The sequence below is a fragment of the Stenotrophomonas sp. STEN035 genome, assembly GCF_056759935.1.
Genome location: NZ_JBRRDY010000023.1, coordinates 20,288 through 44,036, shown reverse-complemented (window position 1 = coordinate 44,036; position 23,749 = coordinate 20,288). Strand labels below are relative to the sequence as shown.

General features: G+C 63.5%; 21 protein-coding genes. 7 read left to right on the top strand and 14 right to left on the bottom strand.

Translation table 11 applies throughout. From position 1 onward, the window contains the following. Positions 1–106: 106 nt before the first annotated feature. From ACVOLL_RS13400 to ACVOLL_RS13390, 3 genes are all read right to left on the bottom strand, one after another. The gene (locus ACVOLL_RS13400) at positions 107–679 is read right to left on the bottom strand and encodes an OmpO family porin (RefSeq protein ID WP_481510196.1); all 573 of its coding nucleotides are present in this window, start codon (positions 677–679) and stop codon (positions 107–109) included. A gap of 211 nt (positions 680–890) precedes the next feature. Beyond that, a complete protein-coding gene (gene cueR, locus ACVOLL_RS13395) occupies positions 891–1,358 on the bottom strand; it encodes a Cu(I)-responsive transcriptional regulator (protein WP_481513342.1) in 468 nt (155 codons plus the stop codon). 12 nt (positions 1,359–1,370) lie between these two features. Beyond that, positions 1,371–3,863 (bottom strand): heavy metal translocating P-type ATPase, encoded by a 2,493-nt coding sequence (locus ACVOLL_RS13390; protein WP_481513341.1) that lies wholly within the window; start codon positions 3,861–3,863, stop codon positions 1,371–1,373. A 131-nt stretch (positions 3,864–3,994) separates the two neighbouring features. On the opposite strand from ACVOLL_RS13390, the gene ACVOLL_RS13385 reads away from it, so the two are divergent. Beyond that, entirely contained in the window at positions 3,995–4,183 is a 189-nt protein-coding gene (locus ACVOLL_RS13385) for a heavy-metal-associated domain-containing protein (RefSeq protein ID WP_481513340.1), read from the top strand. A gap of 130 nt (positions 4,184–4,313) precedes the next feature. Here the strand turns inward: ACVOLL_RS13385 and ACVOLL_RS13380 are convergent, their stop codons facing one another. Beyond that, the gene (locus ACVOLL_RS13380; protein ID WP_481513339.1) at positions 4,314–4,718 is read right to left on the bottom strand and encodes a hypothetical protein; all 405 of its coding nucleotides are present in this window, start codon (positions 4,716–4,718) and stop codon (positions 4,314–4,316) included. Positions 4,719–4,848: 130 nt separating this feature from the next. Here ACVOLL_RS13380 and ACVOLL_RS13375 point away from each other — a divergent pair, with 130 nt between their 5' ends. Next, positions 4,849–5,238, top strand: a complete 390-nt coding sequence (locus ACVOLL_RS13375) for a DUF6165 family protein (protein WP_296246945.1) — start codon at positions 4,849–4,851, stop codon at positions 5,236–5,238. Positions 5,239–5,555: 317 nt separating this feature from the next. Here the strand turns inward: ACVOLL_RS13375 and ACVOLL_RS13370 are convergent, their stop codons facing one another. Beyond that, positions 5,556–6,572: a hypothetical protein gene (locus ACVOLL_RS13370; RefSeq protein WP_481513338.1), complete on the bottom strand. Its 1,017-nt coding sequence runs from the start codon at positions 6,570–6,572 to the stop codon at positions 5,556–5,558. Positions 6,573–7,218: 646 nt separating this feature from the next. On the opposite strand from ACVOLL_RS13370, the gene ACVOLL_RS13365 reads away from it, so the two are divergent. After that, a complete protein-coding gene (locus tag ACVOLL_RS13365; protein WP_481513337.1) occupies positions 7,219–7,578 on the top strand; it encodes a DUF1428 domain-containing protein in 360 nt (119 codons plus the stop codon). A 260-nt stretch (positions 7,579–7,838) separates the two neighbouring features. Here ACVOLL_RS13365 and ACVOLL_RS13360 read toward each other — a convergent pair whose 3' ends face one another. Together ACVOLL_RS13360 and ACVOLL_RS13355 are read right to left on the bottom strand one after the other, a co-directional pair. Continuing rightward, positions 7,839–9,038 (bottom strand): TFIIB-type zinc ribbon-containing protein, encoded by a 1,200-nt coding sequence (locus tag ACVOLL_RS13360; protein WP_481513336.1) that lies wholly within the window; start codon positions 9,036–9,038, stop codon positions 7,839–7,841. Beyond that, a complete protein-coding gene (locus ACVOLL_RS13355; protein WP_481513335.1) occupies positions 9,038–10,114 on the bottom strand; it encodes an SPFH domain-containing protein in 1,077 nt (358 codons plus the stop codon). The genes ACVOLL_RS13360 and ACVOLL_RS13355 overlap by 1 nt, the downstream gene beginning before the upstream one ends. A 120-nt stretch (positions 10,115–10,234) precedes the next feature. On the opposite strand from ACVOLL_RS13355, the gene ACVOLL_RS13350 reads away from it, so the two are divergent. Beyond that, positions 10,235–12,583 (top strand): membrane-bound PQQ-dependent dehydrogenase, glucose/quinate/shikimate family, encoded by a 2,349-nt coding sequence (locus ACVOLL_RS13350; RefSeq protein WP_481513334.1) that lies wholly within the window; start codon positions 10,235–10,237, stop codon positions 12,581–12,583. A 168-nt stretch (positions 12,584–12,751) separates the two neighbouring features. On the opposite strand, the gene bioD is transcribed toward ACVOLL_RS13350, so the two are convergent. From bioD to ACVOLL_RS13335, 3 genes are read right to left on the bottom strand one after another with little or no spacing between them, the layout of a single operon-like run. Continuing rightward, positions 12,752–13,402, bottom strand: a complete 651-nt coding sequence (gene bioD / locus ACVOLL_RS13345) for a dethiobiotin synthase (protein ID WP_481513333.1) — start codon at positions 13,400–13,402, stop codon at positions 12,752–12,754. Further along, entirely contained in the window at positions 13,399–14,691 is a 1,293-nt protein-coding gene (bioA, locus tag ACVOLL_RS13340) for an adenosylmethionine--8-amino-7-oxononanoate transaminase (protein ID WP_481513332.1), read from the bottom strand. The genes bioD and bioA overlap by 4 nt, the downstream gene beginning before the upstream one ends. 48 nt (positions 14,692–14,739) lie before the next feature. Beyond that, a complete protein-coding gene (locus ACVOLL_RS13335) occupies positions 14,740–15,321 on the bottom strand; it encodes a M23 family metallopeptidase (protein ID WP_481513373.1) in 582 nt (193 codons plus the stop codon). Positions 15,322–15,492: 171 nt separating this feature from the next. On the opposite strand from ACVOLL_RS13335, the gene bchE reads away from it, so the two are divergent. Next, positions 15,493–17,070: a magnesium-protoporphyrin IX monomethyl ester anaerobic oxidative cyclase gene (bchE, locus tag ACVOLL_RS13330; RefSeq protein WP_481513331.1), complete on the top strand. Its 1,578-nt coding sequence runs from the start codon at positions 15,493–15,495 to the stop codon at positions 17,068–17,070. Between the two features lie 371 nt (positions 17,071–17,441). Here bchE and ACVOLL_RS13325 read toward each other — a convergent pair whose 3' ends face one another. Further along, positions 17,442–18,137, bottom strand: a complete 696-nt coding sequence (locus ACVOLL_RS13325) for a TorF family putative porin (protein WP_481513330.1) — start codon at positions 18,135–18,137, stop codon at positions 17,442–17,444. A 133-nt stretch (positions 18,138–18,270) separates the two neighbouring features. Further along, a complete protein-coding gene (locus ACVOLL_RS13320) occupies positions 18,271–19,062 on the bottom strand; it encodes a hypothetical protein (protein ID WP_481513329.1) in 792 nt (263 codons plus the stop codon). A 179-nt stretch (positions 19,063–19,241) separates the two neighbouring features. Between ACVOLL_RS13320 and ACVOLL_RS13315 the strand changes: the two genes are divergently transcribed. Beyond that, positions 19,242–20,213 carry an HPP family protein gene (locus ACVOLL_RS13315; protein ID WP_481513328.1) on the top strand — a complete coding sequence of 324 codons (972 nt, stop codon included), beginning with the start codon at positions 19,242–19,244 and terminating at the stop codon, positions 20,211–20,213. A gap of 56 nt (positions 20,214–20,269) precedes the next feature. On the opposite strand, the gene ACVOLL_RS13310 is transcribed toward ACVOLL_RS13315, so the two are convergent. Then, entirely contained in the window at positions 20,270–20,929 is a 660-nt protein-coding gene (locus tag ACVOLL_RS13310; protein ID WP_481513327.1) for a glutathione S-transferase family protein, read from the bottom strand. Positions 20,930–21,019: 90 nt separating this feature from the next. Beyond that, complete coding sequence (locus tag ACVOLL_RS13305) at positions 21,020–22,159, bottom strand: alpha/beta fold hydrolase (protein ID WP_481513326.1); 1,140 nt, start codon at positions 22,157–22,159, stop codon at positions 21,020–21,022. Between the two features lie 449 nt (positions 22,160–22,608). Here ACVOLL_RS13305 and ACVOLL_RS13300 point away from each other — a divergent pair, with 449 nt between their 5' ends. Next, a complete protein-coding gene (locus tag ACVOLL_RS13300; RefSeq protein WP_481513325.1) occupies positions 22,609–23,727 on the top strand; it encodes an alkene reductase in 1,119 nt (372 codons plus the stop codon). The last annotated feature ends 22 nt before the right edge of the window (positions 23,728–23,749 follow it).

Below are 23,749 nucleotides of genomic sequence, written 5' to 3'. Positions count from 1 at the left end.
GGGAAGCTTCTGGCGCAAGATCTCAAACCCAAGCATTCGGCAAAAAGAAAAGGCCCGGCATAGCCGGGCCCTCCTTCGCTACATGACGCCAAAGCGTCAGTGCGTATTACCAGCTGAAGCGCGGACCAACGGTCCACTGCTTGTCGCCGTCACCGGTCATCTTGATGTCGCCATTGATGCCCCAGTTCTGGTTCAACTTCACCTGGCCACCAAGACGGCCGTAGAAATCGCCGTCCGGGTTGAAGCCGTGCTTCTTGCTGAAGTCTTCGTAGCCAGCCATGGCATACACCTCGGCGTGCTTGCCGAATGCGGTGCGGATGCCGGCTTCAGCGCTGTAGCCTTCGAAGTCCAGATCGATGTGCTTCGGGTCGAACTTTTCGTAAGCCACGCGAGCAACGAAATCGGTGGACGGCGCGATTTCCTTGTTGAAACCAGCGCCAACGCGCCACTGGTCGATATCAAGGTTGGTACGCGAGATTTCCTGGCGGGTGTATTCGCCAAACGCGTGGAAGTTCGGCAGGAACGCGTAGGAACCCTTTACACCCCAGCCTTCAGCCTTGCCGTCGGCCGAGGTCTTGGCGTAGTCGGCTTCTGCATAGTTGTAGGACAGGCCGTCAGCAGCCGAAGCGGCGAACGGGAGGGCGGCAACCAGCGCCAGGGCAATCAACGAAGTCTTCATGGGGGTACTACCTCTGCATTACTGAGCTTGATGGCACGACAGCAAACAGCTGTCTGCGTCCGGATGTAAGTTTTCCGTTAGACGCCCCAACAAACCCTGAAACCAGCCACGCAATAAAACAGCGATTTTTGGCTTTTATTCAGCCTGTTTCTGGCACGCGCGCAGCGCGCGCACCTCGCATTCTGTTCATTTATGCAAATTCACGCTGCAATCAGCGCGTGCGTTTTCCTGCGCTGATGGCACCAAACGTGGTCGGCAATGCTTCGCCATGCAGCGGCACGCCGGTTTCGATATCGCGCAGGATCGGGCAATCCGGGCGGTCATCGCCGGCACAGCAGTTGGCCAGCGCCTGCACGGTCTGCACCATGCCCTGCAGCTCGGCGATGCGCTGCTGCAGTATCTGCACGTGCTCCAGCGCCATGCGTTTGACGTCGCCGCTGTGGCGCGAGCGGTCGCGCCACAGCTCCAGCAGTTCGCCGATCCGCTCCACGCTGAAACCCATGTCACGCGAGCGTTTGATGAAGCCCAGCGTGTGGATGTCGCGCGGTGCATACAGGCGGTAACCGGCATCGGTGCGCGCCACCGGCCCGATCAGGCCGATGTCCTCGTAGTAACGGATCATCTTGGCGGAGATGCCAGAGGCCTTGGCGGCCTGGCCGATGTTCATGCCTTCTTCCATCGTCATCACTCCTCAGGTGTCCATCTGTGGCGCGCGGAAGCGCTTCAGGCGCAGCGCATTGCCCAGTACGAACACCGACGACAAGGCCATCGCACCGGCCGCGAACACCGGCGACAGCAGGATGCCCCAGACCGGATACAACACACCGGCAGCGACCGGAATCAAGGCGGCGTTGTAGACGAAGGCCCAGAACAGGTTCTGGCGGATATTGCCCATCGTCGCCTTGCTCAGCGCGATGGCATTGGGCACGCCCTGCAGGCTGCCGGACATCAGCACCACATCGGCCGCCTCGATCGCCACGTCTGTACCGGTGCCGATCGCCAGGCCGACATCGGCTTCGGCCAAGGCAGGTGCGTCGTTGATGCCATCGCCAACATAGGCCAGGCGACCGTGCTCGGCCTTGAGCCGACGTACCGCGTCAACTTTTCCTTCCGGCAGCACTTCGGCAACCACTTCGTCGATGCCGAGCTGGCGCGCAATGGCTTCAGCGGTGCGGCGGTTGTCGCCGGTGATCATCGCCACCTTCAGGCCGAGCGCGTGCAGGCTGGCGATGGCGGCGCGGGTATCGGACTTGATCGGGTCGGAGACGGCGATGATTGCCGCCAGGCGGCCATCCAGCGCTGCGTACAGCGGGCTCTTGCCTTCTTCGCCCAGACGCTGTGCCTCGGCAGCGAATGCCGCCACATCCAGACCGAGCTTCTGCATGAAACGATCCGCGCCCACTTCCACGCGCACGCCGTCCACAGTCGCACGCACGCCGTAACCGGTCACCGATTCGAAGGCATCTACTGCGGGCAACTGCAGGTTTTCCTGTTGTGCGGCGGTGACGATGGCGCGGGCAATCGGATGTTCCGAGCGGTCTTCCACTGCTGCCACGCGTGCCAGCACATCACTGCGCTGGAAGCCCTCGGCCAGCTGCAGGTCAGTCAACAGCGGGCGGCCTTCGGTCAGCGTGCCGGTCTTGTCCACCGCCACCACCTGCGCTTCCTTGAGCAGCTGCAGCGCCTCACCCTTGCGGAACAGCACGCCCAGCTCGGCGCCACGGCCGGTACCGACCATGATCGAGGTTGGCGTCGCCAGGCCCATCGCACACGGGCAGGCAATGATCAGCACCGCCACCGCGTTGACCAGGCCGAAGGTCAGCGCCGGCTCGGGGCCGAAGATCAGCCACACGGCGAAGGTCAGCAAGGCCAGGCCCATCACGATCGGCACGAACACCAGGGTGATGCGATCGACCAACGCCTGGATCGGCAGCTTGGCGCTTTGCGCCTGTTCCACCAGACGGATGATCTGCGCCAGCACGGTTGCGCCGCCAACGGCGGTGGCACGCACACCGAGCGCACCGGTCTGATTGACGGTGCCGCCAATGACGTTGCTGCCCGGCGCCTTCTGCACCGGCACCGGCTCGCCGCTGATCATCGATTCATCGACATAGCTGTCGCCGTCGACAACCTCACCATCCACCGCAATGCGCTCGCCCGGGCGGACTTCAATCACTTCGCCGCTGTTGATCTGTTCCAGCGGCAGCTCGACCACGCTGCCATCGCGACGCACACGCGCCGTCTTGGCCTGCAGTTTGAGCAGGCGCTTGATTGCCTCGGAGGTGCGGCCCTTGGCCTTGGCCTCCAGCACACGGCCGAGCAGGATCAGGGTGACGATGACCGCGGCGGCTTCGTAATAGACGTTGACGGTGCCGGGCGGCAGCAGCCTGGGCAGGAAGGTCGCCACCAGCGAGTAACCATAGGCCGCCAGCGTGCCTACCGCGACCAGCGAGTTCATGTCCGGGCCGGCGCGCAGCAGGGCCGGGATGCCCTTCTGGTAGAAACGGCGGCCCGGGAACACCAGCACCAGCGTGGCCAGCACGAACTGCAGCAGCCAGCTGTTCTGGGTGCCCAGCGTGCCGGCGATGAAGTGATGGAAGGCCGGGATCAGGTGCCCGCCCATTTCCAGCAGGAACACCGGCAGGCTCAGCGCTGCGGCTATCCACAGATCGCGGGTGAGCACGCGCAGGTCGTCGGCATGCCGTTGCGCCTGCTGATCCCCGTTGCTGCCGGCGCTGCCGATCACGCTGGCCGTATAACCGGCCTTTTCGATCGCTGCCAACAGCGCGGCTGGATCGGCTGTGCCCTGCACGCTGGCACGCTCGGTGGCCAGGTTGACGCTGGCCGACTGCACGCCGGGCACCGCCTTCAGCGCGCGCTCGACGCGGCCAACGCAGGAAGCGCAGGTCATGCCTTCGATCAGCAGCTCCTGCGCGGCGGGGGCGGTAACCTCGTAGCCGGCCTTGTGTATGGCCTGCACCAGCGCCTCACGCGGCACGCTGCCGTCGGTCTGCACGCTGGCGCGTTCAGTGGCCAGGTTGACGCTGGCCTGGCTGACCCCGGGGATGGCCTTCAGCGCACGCTCTACGCGGCCCACGCAGGAGGCGCAGGTCATGCCTTCGATCATCAGATCTTCGGTAGCGGGGCCGGCTTTCTGCTTGCCCGGACTGGCGATGCTGCTCATCGGCACGTCTCCATTTCTATTGTTGGAGGCACCTTAAAGCTTCCAACGATGGGAGGGTCAAGCGTTCTTTATCGCTTGACCTTGCCATGATGGCAAGCTTCATGCTGGCTCCACCCCAACGGAGAAACCCCATGAAATTGCATATTGAAGGTATGACCTGCGGCGGCTGCGCACGCAGCGTGACCGCCGCCATCAAGGATGTGGACCCGGCCGCCACGGTCGACATCGACCTGCCCGGCAGGAACGTGAAGATCGAATCCAGCCTGCCGGTGGAAAGCTTCACCAAGGTGCTGGCGGAAGCGGGCTTCCCGGCACAGTAATGCTTGTCTGTAGGAGCGGCGTTAGCCGCGAAGCTGGTGCTGCACCAGTTCGCGGCATTCCCGGGGCCGCCATGGACTGTCAGCTTCGCGGCTGACGCCGCTCCTACAATCCAACTATCTCCGCCCCCTCTCAGCGCGCGCGTTTCCACACTTCGCGCTCGACACGGCGCTCGCCGTCCCAGCGCTCCAACGTCCACACGTCGCCTTCCAGTGTGTAGCGGAAGCTGTAGCTGCCGCCGTTCTCCAGCGGATACGACGCCATCAACGGCGTTTCCACGTATTGCCCGTCAGCGCTTCGATACGTGCCTGAGCCGCCGGCCCAGAACTTGCCATCGCTGGTGGTGGTGAAGGCGAAACGACCATCGGCCAATATCTTGGTGCCGGCCAGCTTCTGGCTGGCGTAGTCCACGACCGCCCCTTCCGGGTTGATGAACTCCCCCGATTGCAGCTGCCAGGCGCCTTGCAGGCCCTCGGCGCCGTGCGCGCTGGCAGCGCCAAGCATCAATACAGCGGTGGCGAAAGAACGCAGCAGCATCGGCAAGTCCTGATCGGGATGGGCACGCATTGTGCGCATCGCGGCTGCCCGAGCGCCAATACCGGTTCATTGGCAACCTTTGGCAGAGCGCTATCATTGCCGCATTACAGCAATCAATGGCGGCTACAACGTGCAGACCCTACTCACCCCGGTATCGATTGGCGAACTGATCGACAAGATCACCATCCTCGAAATCAAGGCCGAGCGCATCACGGATACCGCCAAGCTGGCCAACGTGCGCACCGAGCTGCAAGGCCTGTGGCCGCTGTGGCTGTCGCAGCAGGAAGCGCGCCCGTCGCTGAGCGCGCTCAAGGACCAGCTCAAGGCCATCAACGAACGCATGTGGGAGATCCAGGACCGCCTGCGCGAGAAGGAAGCGGCACAGGATTTCGGTGCGGAGTTCATCACCCTGGCGCGCGGCGTGTACGGCACCAATGGCGAGCGCATCGTGGTCAAGAACGAGATCAACCGCGTTGCTGGTTCGGCGCTGGTTGAAGAGAAGCAGTACCAGGGCGAGTAAGCGCCCTGCTCCCTCCCTTCCGCGCAGCGAAGGGGAGGGTTGGGGAGGGGTGCTCTTGGCGGCAACCGCAAAGCCTCAAGCAAAAGCCAACCCCCTCCCAGCCTCCCCCTTGGCTACGCCAAAGGGGAGGAGCCAAGCGCTCCCGGCCGCAGCCAAGCCCCCTCCCTTGCACGAAGTGCAGGGGAGGGTTGGGGAGGGGTGCTCTTCGCAACGACCTCAAAGCCTCAAGCAAAAGCCACCCCCCTCCCAGCCTCCCCCTTGGCTGCACCAAAGGGGAGGGGCAAAGCCAGCCTCGCCGCAGGCTCAGCGCAAAACGCTTAGAACGCTATCTGCGCCCACAAGCCAGCTTCATGGCTTTCCAGCGACTTCTTCGCCGTTTCCTGCTTCAGCTGCTTGGCCACCGCCGCCAAGCGCAGGTACTTGCTCGGCTTCCACTCCACACCGACCAGGTGGTAACGCTCGCGGGTGCGCGGATCGATGTCCAGGCTCATCCGGGTTTCTTCATGGCGGGTGAGCAGCGCGTACTGCGGGCTCAGCTGATAACTGCCCCACACCGACCAACCACGCTGGTCATCGCTGCCCGGCTTGACCACCCGGGTCCAGTCCTCGGCACGGAAGTACTGCGCGCCGATCCGGCCGCGTTCGCCCACCCAGCTGGCCATCGCATTCCAGCGCTGCGCAGTGTGCTCGCGCGGCCGGTCGCCCGCATCCAGCGCACGGGTACCGCGATAGCCACCCACGGCCAGTTCAACGCCCTTGGCCGGGGCCCAGCCCACCCGCGCCTCGACATCCGGGCGCTTGCCCAGACGCGGCTTCTGGTAACCGCCACCAGTGACCACCGAGGCGGCATAGGTGAAGTCACCCCGGGTGTACTGGCCGTGCACACCGTAATCGGCCGCATTGCCCATCTTGCTGCGGGTGATCAAGGCACCATCGACATAGCGATAGCCATCACGCGCCGACTCCTGCTGGATCCACGGCAATGGCGCGTTGCCCAGCCGCAGCCAGTTGCCCTTGCCGAAGCTGCGCTGCAGGTAGGCATGGCGCAGCCACACGTCGGTGGGGTCGCTGTTGCGCAGCCACTGCACATCGGTGGTGACCTGAGCCGTCCAATACTGATTGAAACGATGGTCCACGGTGATGAAGGTGCGCTTCAGATCCAGCGCCAGGCCTTCATCGTCCGTGGTCACGCCATCACGATCCAGCTGGCTGGCGTTGACGAAGATCTGCGCCGACACCTTGGTGGCGGGCGCTGCATCCTGGGCCCAGGCCACGGCCGGCAGGCACAGCGCAGCCAGCGCGGCGGCCAGTGCATTACGGGAAACAAACTGCATCACTACTCTCCTGGTGCCAGCCAATGCTGGCGGTATGCGATCTTTCGGGTATGTCATTGGCCTGTGGCGTTCCTGCATGGCTGATGGGGAAGCCGGCAACCTCGCCTGGTGCACCCAACATCTCTGCGCTCACGGCGGCTGCTGGCGCACAAGCAATCGCGCGATCTGATGAACAAAGGATGCCTTCAGCCGCGCGCGGCAACTTGCCGACGCAGCCATCCAACGAGCCGTCTCCCCATAACGGCAGCGATGGGCATTCATTGAACCCTCTCTTGCCGCCCTGCCCGCCTTGGCCACAACAGCCGAAGAGACATCGCGACGCCTGCCTCTTCGGCTGGCAACGCCTTCCAGCGTAGCCCGCAAAACCATTCTGCCAAGCCCGTTCATGTTCCATGCCTTATCCGACGCAAGGCCATTGTCGGCAGGCCGACGCCAGCCGACCCTGATCAATATCAATGCCGTGGGCGGTCCGTCGCAGATCAGACGTGAGTCAGGCCACATAACTGCGCTTCCGCTGCATGCAGGTTCGGCGCACAACGAAGTCTTTGCAGGGCCGAAACATTGCCCGGCGCAGAATCGATGTTGCCCATTACCGCTGTTTCACCGAAGGCGGCCCCACGCCGCCCACCACCCTGCGAGGCCCAGCATGTCTTACGTAGATGGTTTCCTGGCCGCCGTACCTCTGGCCAACAAAGCCAGATTCATCGAACACGCGCATATTGCCGACGCCCTGTTCATCGAGTTCGGTGCCTTGCGGGTGACCGAATGCTGGTCCGACGATGTGCCACACGGAACCCTGACCGACTTCTACCGCGCCGTGCAGGCCAAGGACGATGAAGCAGTGGTGTTCTCGTGGATAGAGTGGCCGGACAAGGCCACCCGTGACATCGGCATGCGCAAGATGATGGAAGACCCGCGCATGGACCCGGCCACCAATCCGATGCCGTTCGACGGCAAGCGACTGGTCTACGGTGGCTTCATGCCGGTGCTGCATCTGGGCGATTAGACGAGCAGTGCAGTTCTGTAACCGGGGCAAGCGCAGCTGCTTCGGACACATGAGACTTGCCAGAATGGTCGAGCGCGATCGCTGCGCGTTTGTAGGAGCGGCGTAAGCCGCGAAGCTGACATCGTTTGAGCAACCAGCGTCCATGCCCACTGATGATGTACCTGCTTCGCGGCTTACGCCGCTCCTACAAAAACCAGAAGCCAGAAAGCCCGGCAGTTGCTGCCCGGGCTAGGTGAACGAGGACAGCAGCAACCGCGCGGTTACTGCGCCAACCCCAACACGTACATCAGCACCAGCAAGGCGAGCACGCCAGCGAGCACCGCGAAGAAGATCTTCCACGCGCTATATGGACGCTCACCCGCCAGCTGGCCCGTATAGCCATTGGCCAGCACCTGGTAACTGCGCGAGCCATAGGTGTAGCTGACCAGCCACACCGGCACCAGGATGTGTTTGAAGGTGCGCTTGCTGTAGGTGGCCTGCACCTGCAGATTACGCTGGGTGTCGCCCGGAACCTGCTCGGAACACAGCGCACGTGTCTGCGTCTGCATCTGTTCCTCACCGAGCTGTGCGGCCTGGCGCAGATCCACCTGGTAGCGCTCCACCGTCCAGCCGCGCACGAACTCGGGCGAATACGGCTTCAAATCGGTGGTGGTCGGGAACTGGCCGATCTTGCCCAGCAGTTCCGGATGCACGCCTACCGTGCCCGGCACCAGCTCATCGTCGAAGAAATGCTGCAGCGAACCGGATGCCGGTTCCCAGCGCACACGCCGTTCCTGCCGGGTCTGCGTATTGCCCTTGGAGTCACGGTAGCTGACGGTGACGTAGTAGTAATACCCCGCCTCGGCGGTCCAACGCGCGGCGACCTGCGCGTCGAACGTCCAGTACGGCAGGTACATGCCCTTGAGGGTATCGGTCAGCGCCGCGCGCTTGAGCTTGCTCGGCGCGAACCAGCGCGTGCCATACCACCTGCGGATGATGTCGCGGACCTGGCCGTCGCTGATCTTGAACGGCAGCACGCTCTGCGGGGTGATCGCATCACCCAGCGACTCGTGGTCGATGATCGATGGCGAACCGCAGAACTCGCAGCGGTCGGCCACCTTTCCATCGACGAATACCGAGATCGCATGGCAGCTCTGGCATTGCACCTCGCGTGGCTGCGCGCCGTAGCCGCGTTGCTCGGCTGGGGTAGCGGCCATGCTCTGCAGCATGCCGACCACACCGCCCTGCGGCGCCGGTGGCAACGGCGGCGGCATCGCCGCCTCGTCCTGCATCCGCTTCAATGCCGCCAGCAGGTCCTGCTCGACCACGCCGCCACTGCCATCGCCCACACCTGCGGCCGCCTCCGACAGCGGCACGATGGTGCCGCAGTAGGGACAGGCCAAGGCTTGCTTGCTGGCATTCCATTGCAGATCCCCGCCGCATTCCGGGCAAGGATGTTTACCAACTGTTGCGTTGTTCATCAGCCGCGCAGGAACTCTTCCAGTGCCGAGCGGGCAATGCGGGTGGCATTGCCGATCTTGCGTGCCTTCAAGTCACCGGCAGCAATCGAGGCCATCACGTCCTCGACCGATACCGACAAAGCCTGAGCGGCCTGCTCAGGGGTGAGCACATCCAGCGCGACAGCATCGCCGGCAGCCGGCAGCGGCGGCGGCACCGCAGCGCCAGGCACCACCGGCGCACCAGCCTGCATGTTGCGCATCATTTCCTGCGCCATGCCGAAGCCCATCGCCATCTGTGCCGGCACTGCAGCCGCGGCGGCACCTTCGCCACCCTCGCCCATGCCATGGCCCATCTGGTACTTCACGTAATCGTTGAGGTTGCCGATCACGCCCATGCTGGAGCGCTTGTCGATGGCCTGCTCCACTTCCGGCGGCACCGACACGTTTTCCAGGATGAAGCTGGTGATCTCGATGCCGTACTTGTCGGTCATCGCCGGGTTGATGATCGGCAGCAAGGCTTCGCCCAGCTCGGAGTAGCGCGAGGCCACATCCAACGCCGGCACGCCGGCCTTGGCCAGTGCCTCGGTGAACACGCTGACGATGCGCGAACGCATGGTGTCGGCGAACTCATCCAGGCGGAAATTCTGGTCGGTACCGGCGACTTCCTTGAGGAACTTCGGCGGGTCGACGATGCGGAAATCGTAGGTACCAAACGCGCGCAGACGGACCACGCCGAAATCGGCGTCACGCATCATCACCGGGTTGGAGGTGCCCCACTTGTTGCCGGTGAACAGGCGCGTATTGAGGTAATAGACATCGCACTTGAACGGCGATTCAAAGCCGTACTTCCAGCCCAGGATGGTGGACAGCACCGGGATGTTCTGGGTGCTCAGCGTGTGCTTGCCCGGGCCGAACAGATCGGCGTACTGGCCAGCGGCGACGAACTGCACCATCTGCGATTCGCGCACGATCAGCTGCGCGCCGTTCTTGATCTGGCGGTCATCGTCCGGCCAACGGTACGACAGCGTGTCACGCGAGTCATCGGTCCACTCAATGATCTCGATCAGTTCCTTTCTGATGAAGTCCAGAATGCTCATGCTCAGTCCTTGGTCGGCAAGGCTGTGATTCTACGGCGGGAATGTTAAGAACGCGCGTGACGCCATGCAGACATGCCGTGGCGCAGCATTGCCGCAACTTCTGAATGCTGCGGGGACGCCATGCGTGTTCTGACCCTGTTGTTGACGAGCCTGTTCGGGCTGGCCTTGGCGGTGGGCGGCGGCTGGTTGCTTATCCTGCACGGCAGCCCGTTCTACCTGCTCAGCGGGCTGCTGCTGTTGGCCGTCGCCTGGGGCCTGTGGCGACACCGGCGCTGGCCGACCTGGCTGTATGCCGGCTGGTTGCTGGTGCTGCTGGGCTGGTCGCTGTGGGAGGCCGGCCTGTACTGGTGGCCGCTGGCCACCCGCGTTGGCCTGCCCGCCCTGCTCGGCCTGCTGATGGCCCTGCCCGCCTCACGCCGTTCCAGCCCGCGCGGCTACACCGGTCCGGCGGGCTGGCCGGTGCTGCTGGCCTCGCTGGGCGTGGCGGCGGTGGCCTTCGCTGGCATCCCGCGGCATCTGCATGAGATCAATGGCCGCCTGCCGATGGACATCGTCAACGCCACCCCGGCCTTGGGCGACAGCGCGCAGCCGGAAGGCGAATGGCAGGCCTACGGCCGCAGCGGCTATGGCCAGCGCTACTCACCGCTGGCGCAGATCACCCCGGCCAATGTCGGCCAGCTGCAACTGGCCTGGCAGATGCAGACCGGCGACGTGCGCCTGCCGCAGGACGTGGGCGAGACCACCTACGAAGTCACCCCGCTGAAGATCGGCAACACCTTGTATCTGTGCACGCCACACAGTCTGGCGTTCGCGCTGGATGCCGACAGCGGCAAGGTGCTGTGGAAGTTCGACCCGGGTGCTGGCATGGAGCCGCAGCGCCAGCATCAGACCTGCCGCGGGCTGTCGTACTACACCGAGCCCGCCGCCAGCCCGTCTGTAGCAGCAACAAACGCGACCATCTGCAGCAGCCGTGTGTTCCTGCCCAGCGCCGATGCCAAGCTGCATGCGCTGGACGCGCAGACCGGCGAGCACTGCAGCGACTTCGGCAACAACGGCGTGCTCGACCTGCTGCACAACATGCCGTTCAAACAGGCCGGTTATTACTACTCCACCTCGCCGCCGCTGATTGCCGGCGACAAGGTCATCGTCGCCGGTGCGGTCAATGACGACTATGCGATCAACTCCCCTTCCGGAGTGATCCGTGCCTACGACGTGCACAGCGGCAAGCTGCTGTGGAACTGGGATTCGGGCAATCCCACTCAGACCGCGCCGCTGGACCCGAACAACCCCAACCAGGTCTACACGCCCAGTTCGCCGAACAGCTGGTCGGTGGCCAGTGCCGATGAAGCGCTTGGCCTGGCCTACTTCCCGATGGGCAACCGCACCCCCGACCAGCTCGGCATGTACCGCAGTCCGGCCGAGGAAACCTATGCCTCATCGGTAGTGGCATTGGATATCGGCAGTGGCCAGGTGCGCTGGGTGCAGCAGTTCGTGCACCACGATCTGTGGGACATGGATACCCCGGCGCAACCAGTGCTGCTGGACCTGGACCTGCCGCAGGGCCGCGTCCCGGCGCTGGTGCAACCAACCAAACAAGGTGATGTCTACGTGCTGGATCGGCGCGACGGCAAGCCCTTGCTGCCGATCAGCCAACGCACCGCACCGCAGTACGTGGACATTCCCGGCCAATTCGCCGCACCCACGCAACCTGCGTCCGCGCTGAGCTTCGAGCCCAAACCGCTGCGCGAAGCCGATATGTGGGGCGCAAGCCTGATTGACCAGATGCTGTGCCGCATCCAGTTCCGGCAGCTGCGCTACGACGGCCGCTACACACCACCGACGCTGCAGGGCAGCCTGATCTATCCCGGCAACTTCGGCACCTTCAACTGGGGCAGCGTGGCAGTAGATCCACAGCGGCAGGTGATGTTCGGCATGCCCACTTATCTGGCCTTCGTCTCCAAGCTGGTGCCCAAGCACGAGACCAGCGGCCGCGCGATGAACAAGGGCGAGCATGGTTTGAATGAAAACAAGGGTGCCGACTATGCGGTGGAAATGACGCCCTTCATGTCGCCGATTGGCGTTCCTTGCCAGATGCCACCGTGGGGCACGGTTGCTGCCGCCGATCTTCGCACCGGCAAGATCGCTTACCAGCACCGCAACGGCACCATCCGCGATCTGTCGCCGCTGCCCTTGCCGATACGCATCGGCGTGCCCGGCATTGGTGGACCGATGCTGACCGCAACCGGCGTGGCCTTCATGAGCGCGGCCACCGACGACAACTTCCGCGCCTACGACCTGGCCAGCGGCAAGGTTCTGTGGGATGTGCGTATTCCGGCCGGCGGCCAGGCCACGCCGATGACTTACCTCAACAGCCACGGCGAGCAGATGGTGCTGCTGGTGGCTGGCGGTCATGGTTCGACCGGGACCAAGGCTGGCGACTATGTGTTGGCTTACAAGTTGAAGAAGTAGCGATCCAAGCGGCGTAAGCAGGAGAAGAAGCACCCCTCCCCAGCCCTCCCCTTGCCTGCGGCAAAGGGAGGGAGCGCAAGCAACAGCTCAGTACTGCACGATCAGCCCCCTCCCTTGCGCAACGCGCAGGGGAGGGCTGGGGAGGGGTGCCTCTCGCAAGGAACCCAATCAGCCGAGATCAATCCTTGGCACGTCATACCACACCGCATCCGGAAACCGCTTCAACACCCAGTCGCGAATGAAGCCACGGCTATCTGCCGCAATCACTTCATCACTGCTGTCATCACGGCTGTTCCAAGCCACGCCATGCAAGGCGATTCCTCGCGCGGCCAGCGCTTCCAATGAAAGCAATGTGTGGTTGATCGAACCCAGACGCCCGGAGGTCACCAGCAGCACCGGCCAGCCCTTCTGAGCGACGTAATCAATCGTCAGCAGCTGCTCGGTCAGCGGCACCATCAAACCACCGGCACCTTCGATCAGCACGGTATCGTAGCGCTCACACAAGCGCGCCGTAGCGGCTTCGATTGCAGAAAGATCCAGCGCCCGCTGTTCCAAACGTGCAGCCAGATGCGGCGATGCAGGATAGGCAAACAACGCCGGCATCGTGGTGCCGTCGCGGTCTTCTTCAAACAATCCGGTGCCCATGATACGCCGGTGCAGCAGGATGTCATCGGAAGCACCCACGCAGCCGGTCTGCACCAGCTTCTGGGTAATCACATCCTCTCCCTGCCCCGCCCATTGCTGCGCGAGCCAGCCGGTGACAACCGTCTTGCCGATCTCGGTATCGATGCCACTGACAAATACGATCTTGCCACTCATGCACGCATATCCTCTTCCTGCAGGCTGGCCACCAGCGCAACCATGGCCTCACACAGCTGCTGCAGCTGTGCATCGTCGATTACAAATGGCGGCATCACATAGACCAGCCGTCCGAACGGCCGGATCCAGATGCCATGATCCAGCATCCGCTGCTGGATGCATTCCAGGCGCAGCGATGCCTTCAGTTCGATCACGCCGATCGCCCCAAGCACGCGCACATCGGCCACCTGCTGCAGGGCGCGCGCGGGTGCCAGACTCTCTTCAAGTCGACGCTCGATCGCCATCACCCTACCTTGCCAATCCTGCGACAGCAGCAACCGCACCGAGGCCAGCGCCACCGCGCAGGCCAACGGATTGGCCATGAAGGTCGGGCCGTGCATGAACACACCCGGCTCAGCGCTGGCGATCACATCGGCGATTTCGCGCGTGCATAGCGTGGCCGCCAAGGTCATGTAGCCACCGGTCAATGCCTTGCCGATGCACAGGATGTCGGGGCTGATGCCGGCATGCTCGCAGGCGAACAAACGCCCACTGCGACCAAAGCCGGTGGCGATCTCATCGCAGATCAACAGCACGTCATGTTCGCGGCACAAGCGTGCAAGCTCACGCAGGTACTGCGGATGGTAGAAGCGCATGCCACCCGCGCCCTGCACCACCGGCTCGATGATGAAGGCAGCCAGTTCATCGGAGCTTTCAGCAAACAACTGCGCAAGCGGTGCGATATCGGCGGGGTTCCAGTTCTCACCGAAGCGCGTCTGCGGCGCGGGCACGAACCGTCGAGTCGGCAGTGAACTCCCGAACAAACCATGCATGCCGGTAACCGGATCGCATACCGACATCGCGTTCCAGGTATCACCGTGATAGCCCGAGCGCGTGGTGGCGATATTGCACTTGCCCGACTTGCCGCGTGCCGTCTGGTACTGGATCGCCATCTTCAGCGCCACTTCCACCGACACCGAACCGGAGTCGGCATAGAAGATCGCATCCAGCCCCTCGGGCACGATCTGCAGCAGCTGCTTGCCCAGCGCGATGGCCGGTTCGTGGGTGAGTCCGCCGAACATCACGTGCGACATGCGGCCCAGCTGGTCAACCACGGCCTGGTTCAGCTGCGGATGGTTGTAACCATGAATGGCACACCACCATGAAGCCATGCCATCGATCAGCTGGGTACCGTCCTCCAGCTGCAGCAGCACACCATCGGCACGGGCAACCTTGAGCACCGGCACCGGACTGCCCAGGGCGCTATAGGGGTGCCACAGGTGTTCACGGTCGAATTGATCAATCAGCATCGTTCAGCACAGACCACGCCGCGGAAGGCGGCTTGCAGGGGGCGTACCTTACCGCTTGCGCGGCTGGCCTGCATGCATCAGCGGCAGCGGATCGAAGGGGCCATCGCCGCCGTAGATGCCGTAGTGCAGATGCGGCGGCGTTCCGCGCGCATTGCCGCTGTCACCCACGAAGCCCAGCACATCGCCGGCCTGCACGATGCGCCCGTAGGTCAGCCCTGGCAGCCAATCCTGCAGATGCGCGTAGTAGTGCCGCTGCCCGGCCGGCCCGATCACCCACACCTGGCGCCCGCCCAGGCCGCTGTCGCGTACGGCTGCCACCACGCCCTGGGTGGCGGCCACAACCGGCGTGCCGCGTTTGGCGAAGATATCCACACCGTGGTGCTTACGGTCGCGTCCGCGTGGCGCACCAAAGGTATCGGCGATCTGCCGCGGCTTGATGCCCTGCACGGGTACGACGATCACGGTTGGTGCCGGCAAGCGTGAAAGCTTCCAACCTTCGCGGGCGACAACCGCAAACGGTTGCTGCCATGCCCATAAACCGGCTAGCGTCAACACGGTCAGCACAGCTGCGCGCCACAACCAGCGCCTTGGATTCTTCTGTGGATCGTTCACCAGTTCCCTCTGTTCAATTGCAGCTTGGTTGGCGCAGAAACTAGCAGCAAATCAAGCGCCGATTCCGTTGCACGACCGTACCGTTCTGCTGCCGTTCCGGCACTTCTCATTCGCTTCACAACCACTCCATCCGGCACACACACGTGCGGCGTATTCCTGCTGCTGTCCGGACTTCCGCCAGTCAACGCCATGCACAAATTACGCATCCTGCTGATCAATCCCCCGCATACCGCGATCGGCAGCCGAATCCCGCGCGAACACCTGCCACCGCTTGGCTTGTTGAGCATCGGCGGCCCACTACTGGATGCCGGTCATGAGGTACGTCTGCTGGATGCAGATATCGGACCAATGCCCTTCGACAGGATTCTGCGCGAGACGGCCGGATATGCACCGGATGTGGTGATGATGGGTCACTCCGGTTCCAGCTCGGCGCACCCGACCGTGGTCCGCATCGCCGCCGCGCTCAAGCAGCAGCTGCCCAGCCTGTGGATCGTCTACGGCGGCGTGTTCCCGACCTATCACTGGCAGGACATCCTGCAGCAATGCCCCGCCATCGACTGCATCGTCCGTGGCGAGGGTGAGCACACCGTCGTGCAGCTCATGCACGCACGCGCGATGGCCAGCGATCTGCGCGGTGTTGCCGGCATTGCACTGCGCGTGGAAATGCTGCCGGTGGCCACCGCCGACGCAGTTATGATCACTGAGCTGGATCAGCAACGCATCGGCTGGGAGCTGATCGACCATGATCACTACTCCTACTGGGGCGGACGCAAGGCGGTTGTGGTGCAGTTCTCGCGCGGCTGCCCGTATCTGTGCAGCTACTGCGGGCAACGCGGCTTCTGGACCCGCTGGCGGCATCGCGACCCGGTGCTGCTTGCAGCTGAGCTGGCACGGCTGCACCGCGAACATGGTGTGCAGGTGATCAACTTCGCCGATGAACTCCCAACCGGCTCACGGCGCGCGTGGAAGCGCTTTCTGGAAGCACTGATTGCCGAAGACGTCGGCTTGACCCTGGTGGGCTCGACCCGCGCGGGTGACATCGTGCGCGATGCCGACATCCTGCATCTGTACAAGCAGGCCGGCGTCATCCGCTTCCTGCTGGGGATAGAGAGTTACGAAGCGGCTACCTTGGCAAAGATACGCAAGGGTGCGGACATCGATGAGGACCGCCGCGCCATCCAGCTGCTGCGCCAACACGGCATCCTGTCGATGGCGACCTATGTGGTGGGCTTCGAGCAGGAGACCGACCGCGACTACTGGAACAGCCTGCGTCACCTGCTGCGCTACGACCCGGACCAGATCCAGCTGCTCTACGTCACCCCACACCGCTGGACGCCTTACTTCAATGATGTGGCTGAGCGGCGGATCATCGACAGCGACCAGCGCAACTGGGACTACAAACATCAGGTATTGGAAACACAGGGCGTGCCGCCGTGGCGGGTATTCCTGTGGTTCAAGGTGATCGAGGCGGTGATGCAGCTGCGGCCAAAGGCACTTTGGCGTGTGCTGATGCACCCCGACCCGGAAGTACGCTACGGCATGCGCTGGTATACACGCATGGGCCGCCGGGTCTGGCCGCATGAGGTGCTCGGCTTCCTGCGCAATGTGCTGCGCATGCGTCCGAGCGTTACGGTGGCGGATTTCTGGGGCGGGCAGGCGCAGCTTCCCGAAGAGGCACTGGCGAAACCGCAGCGGAGAACGCGTGCCCCCATCGCGCTTCAGATTGTCAGTACCGAAGCGATAGCAGCCAAAGCCACTCGCGACTGACGCCGCTCCCACGGGGACACCACGCCCTTGCAGGAACGACGTCAGTCTCGAAGCGCACACACGATCAGGTCGCAGGGCAACGGGTAGTCAACGATTCCCAGCTTCGCGGCTCACGCCGCTCCCACAAGGGCACCCCGCCTTTTTTGTAGGAGCGACGTCAGTCGCGAAGCTCATGCACCATCAGATCGCAGAGGAGCTGCTTGCCAACGTTTCCCCGCATCGCGGCTTGCGCCGCTCCCACAAGGGCAGCCCGCCTTCTTTGTAGGAGCGACGTCAGTCGCGAAGCTCATGCACCATCAGATCGCCGGGCAACTGGTAGTCAGCGATTCCCAGCTTCGCGGCTTACGCCGCTCCTACAAAGCTGCGCCCCGTCAGAACGATGCCTGCACCGCGGCCTCCCAACGGGTTCCAGCTGCTTTCTCACCAAACAGATCACGTGCGTTTCCATCGGTGAAATGCCCGCTAAGACGCAGCTCGACAGGGGCTGCCACTGCCCAGATCGCGCTGACCTGGCCGTGTGCGTAGCCACCGCCCACTGCGTCCTGCAACTGGTACCAGCTGGCAGCAGCCTCCAGACGCAGCTGCGGCGACAGCGGCAGGCGCGCGCCAAACTGGGTGTACAAGCCATCCTGGGTGGTACCCAGCGCCTCCGGCGACCAGCCCAGCGACAGCCAGTAGTTGTCCTTCCAGGTCAGCGTGGTATTGAGCTCGGTCCAGTTCAGATCGACCGTGGTGGCCGGGTAGCGGTAGTGCAGCAGGTTGGCATCCAGCGCCCAGTCGTCGGCCAGCTTGCCATTCCAACCGACAACGAAGTCCAGCTCGCTGCTGGCGTGCGTCTCCGGTGCGAACTCGACGTTGGAGCCCCACACGGAGGCATACACCCCACTGTCTCCGGAGACGCGAAAGCCCGCCTGTGCAGCAGCATCGCCTTGACTCTGGGTAGAACCGCGCCAGACATAGTCGCTGGTCAGGGCAGCGCTGCCGCTGGTGTCGATGGCCAATGCATTCGCGCTGGCGGTGAGCGCAATAAAAGCAGCGAAGTACAACGAAGAACGTGAGCGTTTCATTGATTTTCCGGAAGCGGCCGCGCGAGCTGCGCAGCGATGCGGAATTGTTCACGCAGCTGCCATAAACCAACGATGGCGATGAGCCGAAGTCCGCATCAAATCTGCGTAAAACCGTCCTCGCCGCTGCAATGGATCAGTCCTGCCGGGTGAACACCTGTGGCGTCCCGCCCGCTGGCATCGGCTCAGCGAAAGCCGGCTTTATCTCCATCGGCACCCAGTCACTCTCACAATGGGTGAACTGCCATTGGCTGGGTTTGAAGCGTGCTGCCGCGCCATCCGGCTCGCCGACAAGGAACTCCGCCTGGATGTCATAGTCGATCAACGGTGCGTGGAACCAGGCGTTCTCACCGGCTTTGCAATCGATGAAAGGACGCGAGTGATCGACTACCCAGTCACCACTCTCCGGATCGGAGTGGTACACCGGGCTGATGCGCTGATCGGCAGTCAACCGCATGCGCCCGGGTGATGTCTCCAGTGCATCAATCCAAAGGCCCGCCAGCTGCACCGGCACTGGAAACTGCAGCGCATCCAAACCACGCAATCCAAGTGGCCGCTGTGGCTCACCGTTGTCGAATACGTCATAGCGGTTCACCAGCGTGCCTTTGGGAACGTTGAACTCACCGTATTGGAAATCACGCTGCAGAACGAACTGCGCGCGGCTGCCCCGCTGCCACTTCTCAACGTCGAACTCCAGCTTGAACTGAATCAGCTTGAAGGCCAGCACGCCTACCCACACCGCCACCAGCAGCACGAATGCAGTGCTGATCCGCGTCTTCCAACCGAAGAAATTTCCCCAGCCACCTTGCCCATGCCGATGGAAATACCAGGCCTGCACAAGCAAGCCAATCGCCACCGCGGCGCCAACCACCGGCAGTACAAACACCAGCAACAGGAATGGCCAGGAGATCAATGGTCCAAAAATCATCACGCAACTGAACAGAAGGTAGGCCGCTGCATCCTACCTCCTTGGCGCCCCAAGCCTGCAAACACGGCATGACGACCAAACAAACTCGCATCAGCAAGCGGCCAATGAACTCATATGGACTCATGTGCGACGCAGGAAACCCGGCAAAATAGCCCTCCCTTCGCCCATCAATCGCCGTGATGTCCAGCAACAGGTATCTGCAGTCCTTCCGCAGCTGGTTGAGCATCGAGCGCAACCAGACCAGCCATGGCGAAAAGTGGATCTCGGCGCTGGGCGCGCTGATCGGCATCAGCGTGGTCTACCAGATCACCCATTGGTGCTTCCCCGGCGGCTTCAACCATGCCGGTGGGGCAATCCTGCTGGCGTCGATGGGGGCGAGCGCCGTACTGGTGTTTGCCGTACCGCATGGCGCCTTGTCGCAGCCGTGGGCGGTGATTGCCGGCCATCTTGTCTCCGCCTTCATCGGCGTCAGCTGCCAGTTGATGTTCCCCGAGCAGGCCTGGACCGGCGCGCTGGCGGTGGGTCTGGCGGTGGGCGCGATGCACTACCTGCGCTGCATCCACCCGCCCGGTGGCGCCACCGCGCTTGCCGCAGTGATTGGTGGCAGCGATGTGCACGCGCTGGGCTACCAGTACCTGCTTACCCCGGTGGCGATCAATGTCGCCGCCATCCTGTTGGCCGGGGTCGCGTTCAATGCCTGCTTCGCCTGGCGCCGCTACCCGGTGCACCTGCATCGGCGTCGCCAGCAGACCGTGGCCGTACCCTCGGCGCAACGCCATGTCGACCTGACCCAGGAGGACTTCCACGCCGCCATCGGTCAACTCAATTCTTTCGTCGATATCACCGACGAGAGCCTCACCGAGCTGCTGGAGCTGGCCAAGCAGAACGCCGAGCGCGATGCCCTGCACCCGGAGCTGATCGAGCCCGGCCGCTGCTACAGCAATGGCCGGCTTGGGCGCGCCTGGAGTGTGCGCCGGGTGTCGGTGACACCAGCGCTGTCCGGCCCCGCCGCCGACCGCCTGGTGTACGCCGTGGTTGCTGGTGACGGCATTGGCGATATCGGCCATGCCAGCGCCGCGGAGCTGCGCCAATGGGCGCGCTTCGAAGTATCGCTGCGCGAGGGTGGACGCTGGGCCAAGCTCGGCAGCTGATACAGGCAGCCAGCTGCAGTTGACACCTGAGCGAGCATCCACACGTCTACAAGCGCTCAATCCCGATCGGGCGCTCCCAGGGGGAATAGATGGCGGTAGCTGCGCGCCTCTTCCACCGCACGCGCGAAGGATGGCCGCTGCAACAACCGCTGGCGATAGTCGAGCAGCAACGGGTAGTCGTCGCTGATGCGGTGCGTCCAGTCGGCGTAGAACAGCGATGGCGCTGCTGCGCTATCGGCCAGCGAGAACCTGTCACCCACTGCCCATTGCCGACCCGGCAACTGGCTCTCCAACCAGGCGTAGGCCAGTTCCAGCTTCTGCACCGCAAACGCGCGGGCCTCGTCGCGTTTGCCATCATCGCCACTCAAGGCACCGGCTACCGCATGCTGTACCGGGCTCATCACATGCAGGTCGAAGAAACGGTCATGGAAGCGCACATCCAGCGCCTGCATGGGTTCTTCGGGAAGCAGCCGCAACGGCCCGGCGTGCTTGAGCTGCAGGTACTCGATGATGATGCTGGTCTCCACAACGCTGCGGTCGCCATCGAGCAGCAACGGAAACTTGCCCAGCGGCCAGCGCTGCAACCATTGGCCTATGTGTTCAGGCGTGTCCGGGCCGAGCAGGCGGAACTCGAAGGGAGTGCCGTTCTCATACAGCGCTATCAGCACCTTCTGCGTATACGAGGAAAACGGATGACCGTAGAGCAGCAGCGACATGGCGAAACCTCCGTGATCGGAACTGCAGCGTGACATCGCTGCCATGACAAACCGTTCAATTCATGCGGCCGGCAAACACAACTCCTTCTCCTACCCGCTGCCAGTACTGGCCTTCATCGCCAAGCCGCAGTCGCTGGTTGCCAGCTGCCCACTGAAGCGCGCCGCGATCCAGGCAATGGCCTGATCCGCCGAGACAATCGCGGTAGTGGCATGACCGGTGTCCGGCAGGCGTAGATAGCCAGCAACCGCACCGCGCTTGCAGCTCTGCTCGAAAAACGCCTGCGTTACCGGCGTTGCAATCAAGCCGTCAGCATCGGACTGCACCAGCAGCAACGGCGCGGCGCTCGCTGACAGCGCGGTGATGGAATTGCGCGCCATCAAACCGTCCCACGGCGCACGCCGGCTCAGATCCAAACTGCCCAGCCGCGCACGCAGGCGAACCAAGCGGACCAGCGCGGCGGCAGAGAACGGATCGCCTTCGCAGCCGCTGGTGGCGCGATCAATCACGCCTTGCGTGGTCTTGTTGGCGATGGTGGAAAGATCAGCGCCATAGACCTTTGACCAGCTGCGCGCGGTAAATGCGGTCAACAGACCACGAACGGTGGCGTCGGCATGCTGCATGTTCGCCACCAGATCAGTCGGCGGTGATACCGCGACCACGCCCTTCAATTGCAGGTCCGGTGCATAGGCGCGGGCCCGCTGTGCGCTGAACAATGCCGCATGCCCACCCTGCGAATGCCCCCACACCGCGACGCTGCGGCTGGCACCGGCGGCAGCCAACTCGGTAGCAGCACGTACCGAATCCAGTACTGCCGCTGCGGTGGCGTCGCCGGCCAGATACGCGTGCGGCCCACGCGTCCCCAGCCCTGGATAATCGCTGGCCACCACCACCCAACCACGCGCCAGCATGACGGCAAGCCCGGGGATCTGGTCCAGTGTGCGGATCGGGGTACAGGCGGCATCGATGCCTACCGTGCCATGCGCCCATGCCACGATGTCGCGCCCTTGCACCGGACTTGGCCCATCAGGCGCGATCAACACCCCGGTGGATTGGGTAGGGCGGCCATCGACATCGGTGGTCTCGTAACGGATGCGCCAAGCCCTGGCACCGGCAGGTGCACCGTCGGTAGCAATAGCCTCCAGCAGCCTGCCAGGCGTCGCCACCGCAGGCGTGGTGCCCAACAGCAGCCACGTGACCAACAACAGACAGCGCACTACGGCGATCTTCATGCTTGGCAATCCCTGGCACCCGGGTGCACTGATGCTAGCTCAAAGCGGGGCTGGCTTTATTGGCAACCGGCCCGGGCTGTGGGTGGTGGGGCGTTTGTAGGAGCGGCGTAAGCCGCGAAGCTGGAAGCGCCGACCACCACCCGGTACAGGCATGAGGGAATGTCTGTGCCACCGGCTTCGCGGCTTACACCGCTCCTACAAAAAAACAGATTCGGCTTCACTCTCGCTACTTGCTGTCCGACCTGAACCCAGGCTTCACCCCAACAGGTTCAGCCGGAAATCCGGAGCATTCCCCAAACCGCAACTCTGCTTTCCATCTCAGCGCGTTGTGAGCACACGCACCCATGCCCATGTCTTCACGGTGAGCGGCCTGGCAGCTGCCGGGCCGCAGCCGTCATGCGCCGCCATCAGGCCATGCCCCCCCCTATTGCTTTCCCTGGAACACCGAAATGACTTCGCTTTTCGAACCGTACAAGCTTGCAGGAGCCACCCTCTCCAACCGTATCGTCATGGCACCAATGACCCGCGCGCGCGCGCCGGACGACATCGCCGACGAGCGCGTGGCGCTGTATTACGCCCAACGCGCCACCGCCGGCCTGATCGTCAGCGAAGGCACGCCGATCTCGCGCGAAGGCCAGGGCTATCTATTCAATCCCGGCATCTACACTCCCCAGCAGATCGAAGGCTGGCGCCTGACCACCAACTCCGTGCATGCGCTGGGCGGCAAGATCGTCGCGCAGTTGTGGCACGTAGGGCGCATGTCACATCCGTCCATCCAGGCCGATGGCCGTGCGCCGGTCAGTGCCAGCAGCAAGCAGCCCGCCAACTCCAAGGCCTTCGGCTACAACGAGCAGGGCGAGCCCGGCATGGTTGACCCGCCCGCACCGCGCCAGTTGAGCACCGAGGAAGTTGCACGCGTGGTGAACGACTTTGCCCAGGCTGCACAGAACGCGATTGATGCAGGCTTTGACGGTGTGGAGATCCACGGCGCCAACGGCTACCTGCACGAGCAGTTCCTCAATCCTCTGGTCAATGATCGCAGCGATCAATACTCGGCCGACACGCTGGAGAACCGTATCCGCTTCACGCTTGAAGTGATCGACGCCATCGTCGCGCGCATCGGTGCGGAACGCACCGGCATCCGTCTCTCTCCTTACGGCAACATCTTTGACATGCCGGCCTACCCGCAGACCGACGAAACATACACCGCGCTTGCCGAGGCCATCGGCAAGCGCAAGCTGAGCTTCGTGCACCTGATGAACCAGGCCGGTTACTCAAGCAGCGCGCCAGGTCAGGCCAGCTTCAACAAGCTGCTAAAGACCATCAAGAGCAAGCTGGCGGAAACCACCTTGATTCTTGCCGGTGGACTGAACCGCGACTCCGCCCAGCAGCTGATCAACGAAGGCCAGATCGACCTGGTCGGCTTCGGCGTACCGTTCATCAGCAACCCTGACCTGGTCGAGCGCCTGCGCCACGGCCATCCGCTGACGAAGGCAGATCCGAGCACGTTCTACGGCGGAAACAGCAAGGGCTACATCGACTACTCGCCGTATAACGCCGCAGGCTGATTCCGCTTTCTGTGGGAGCGGC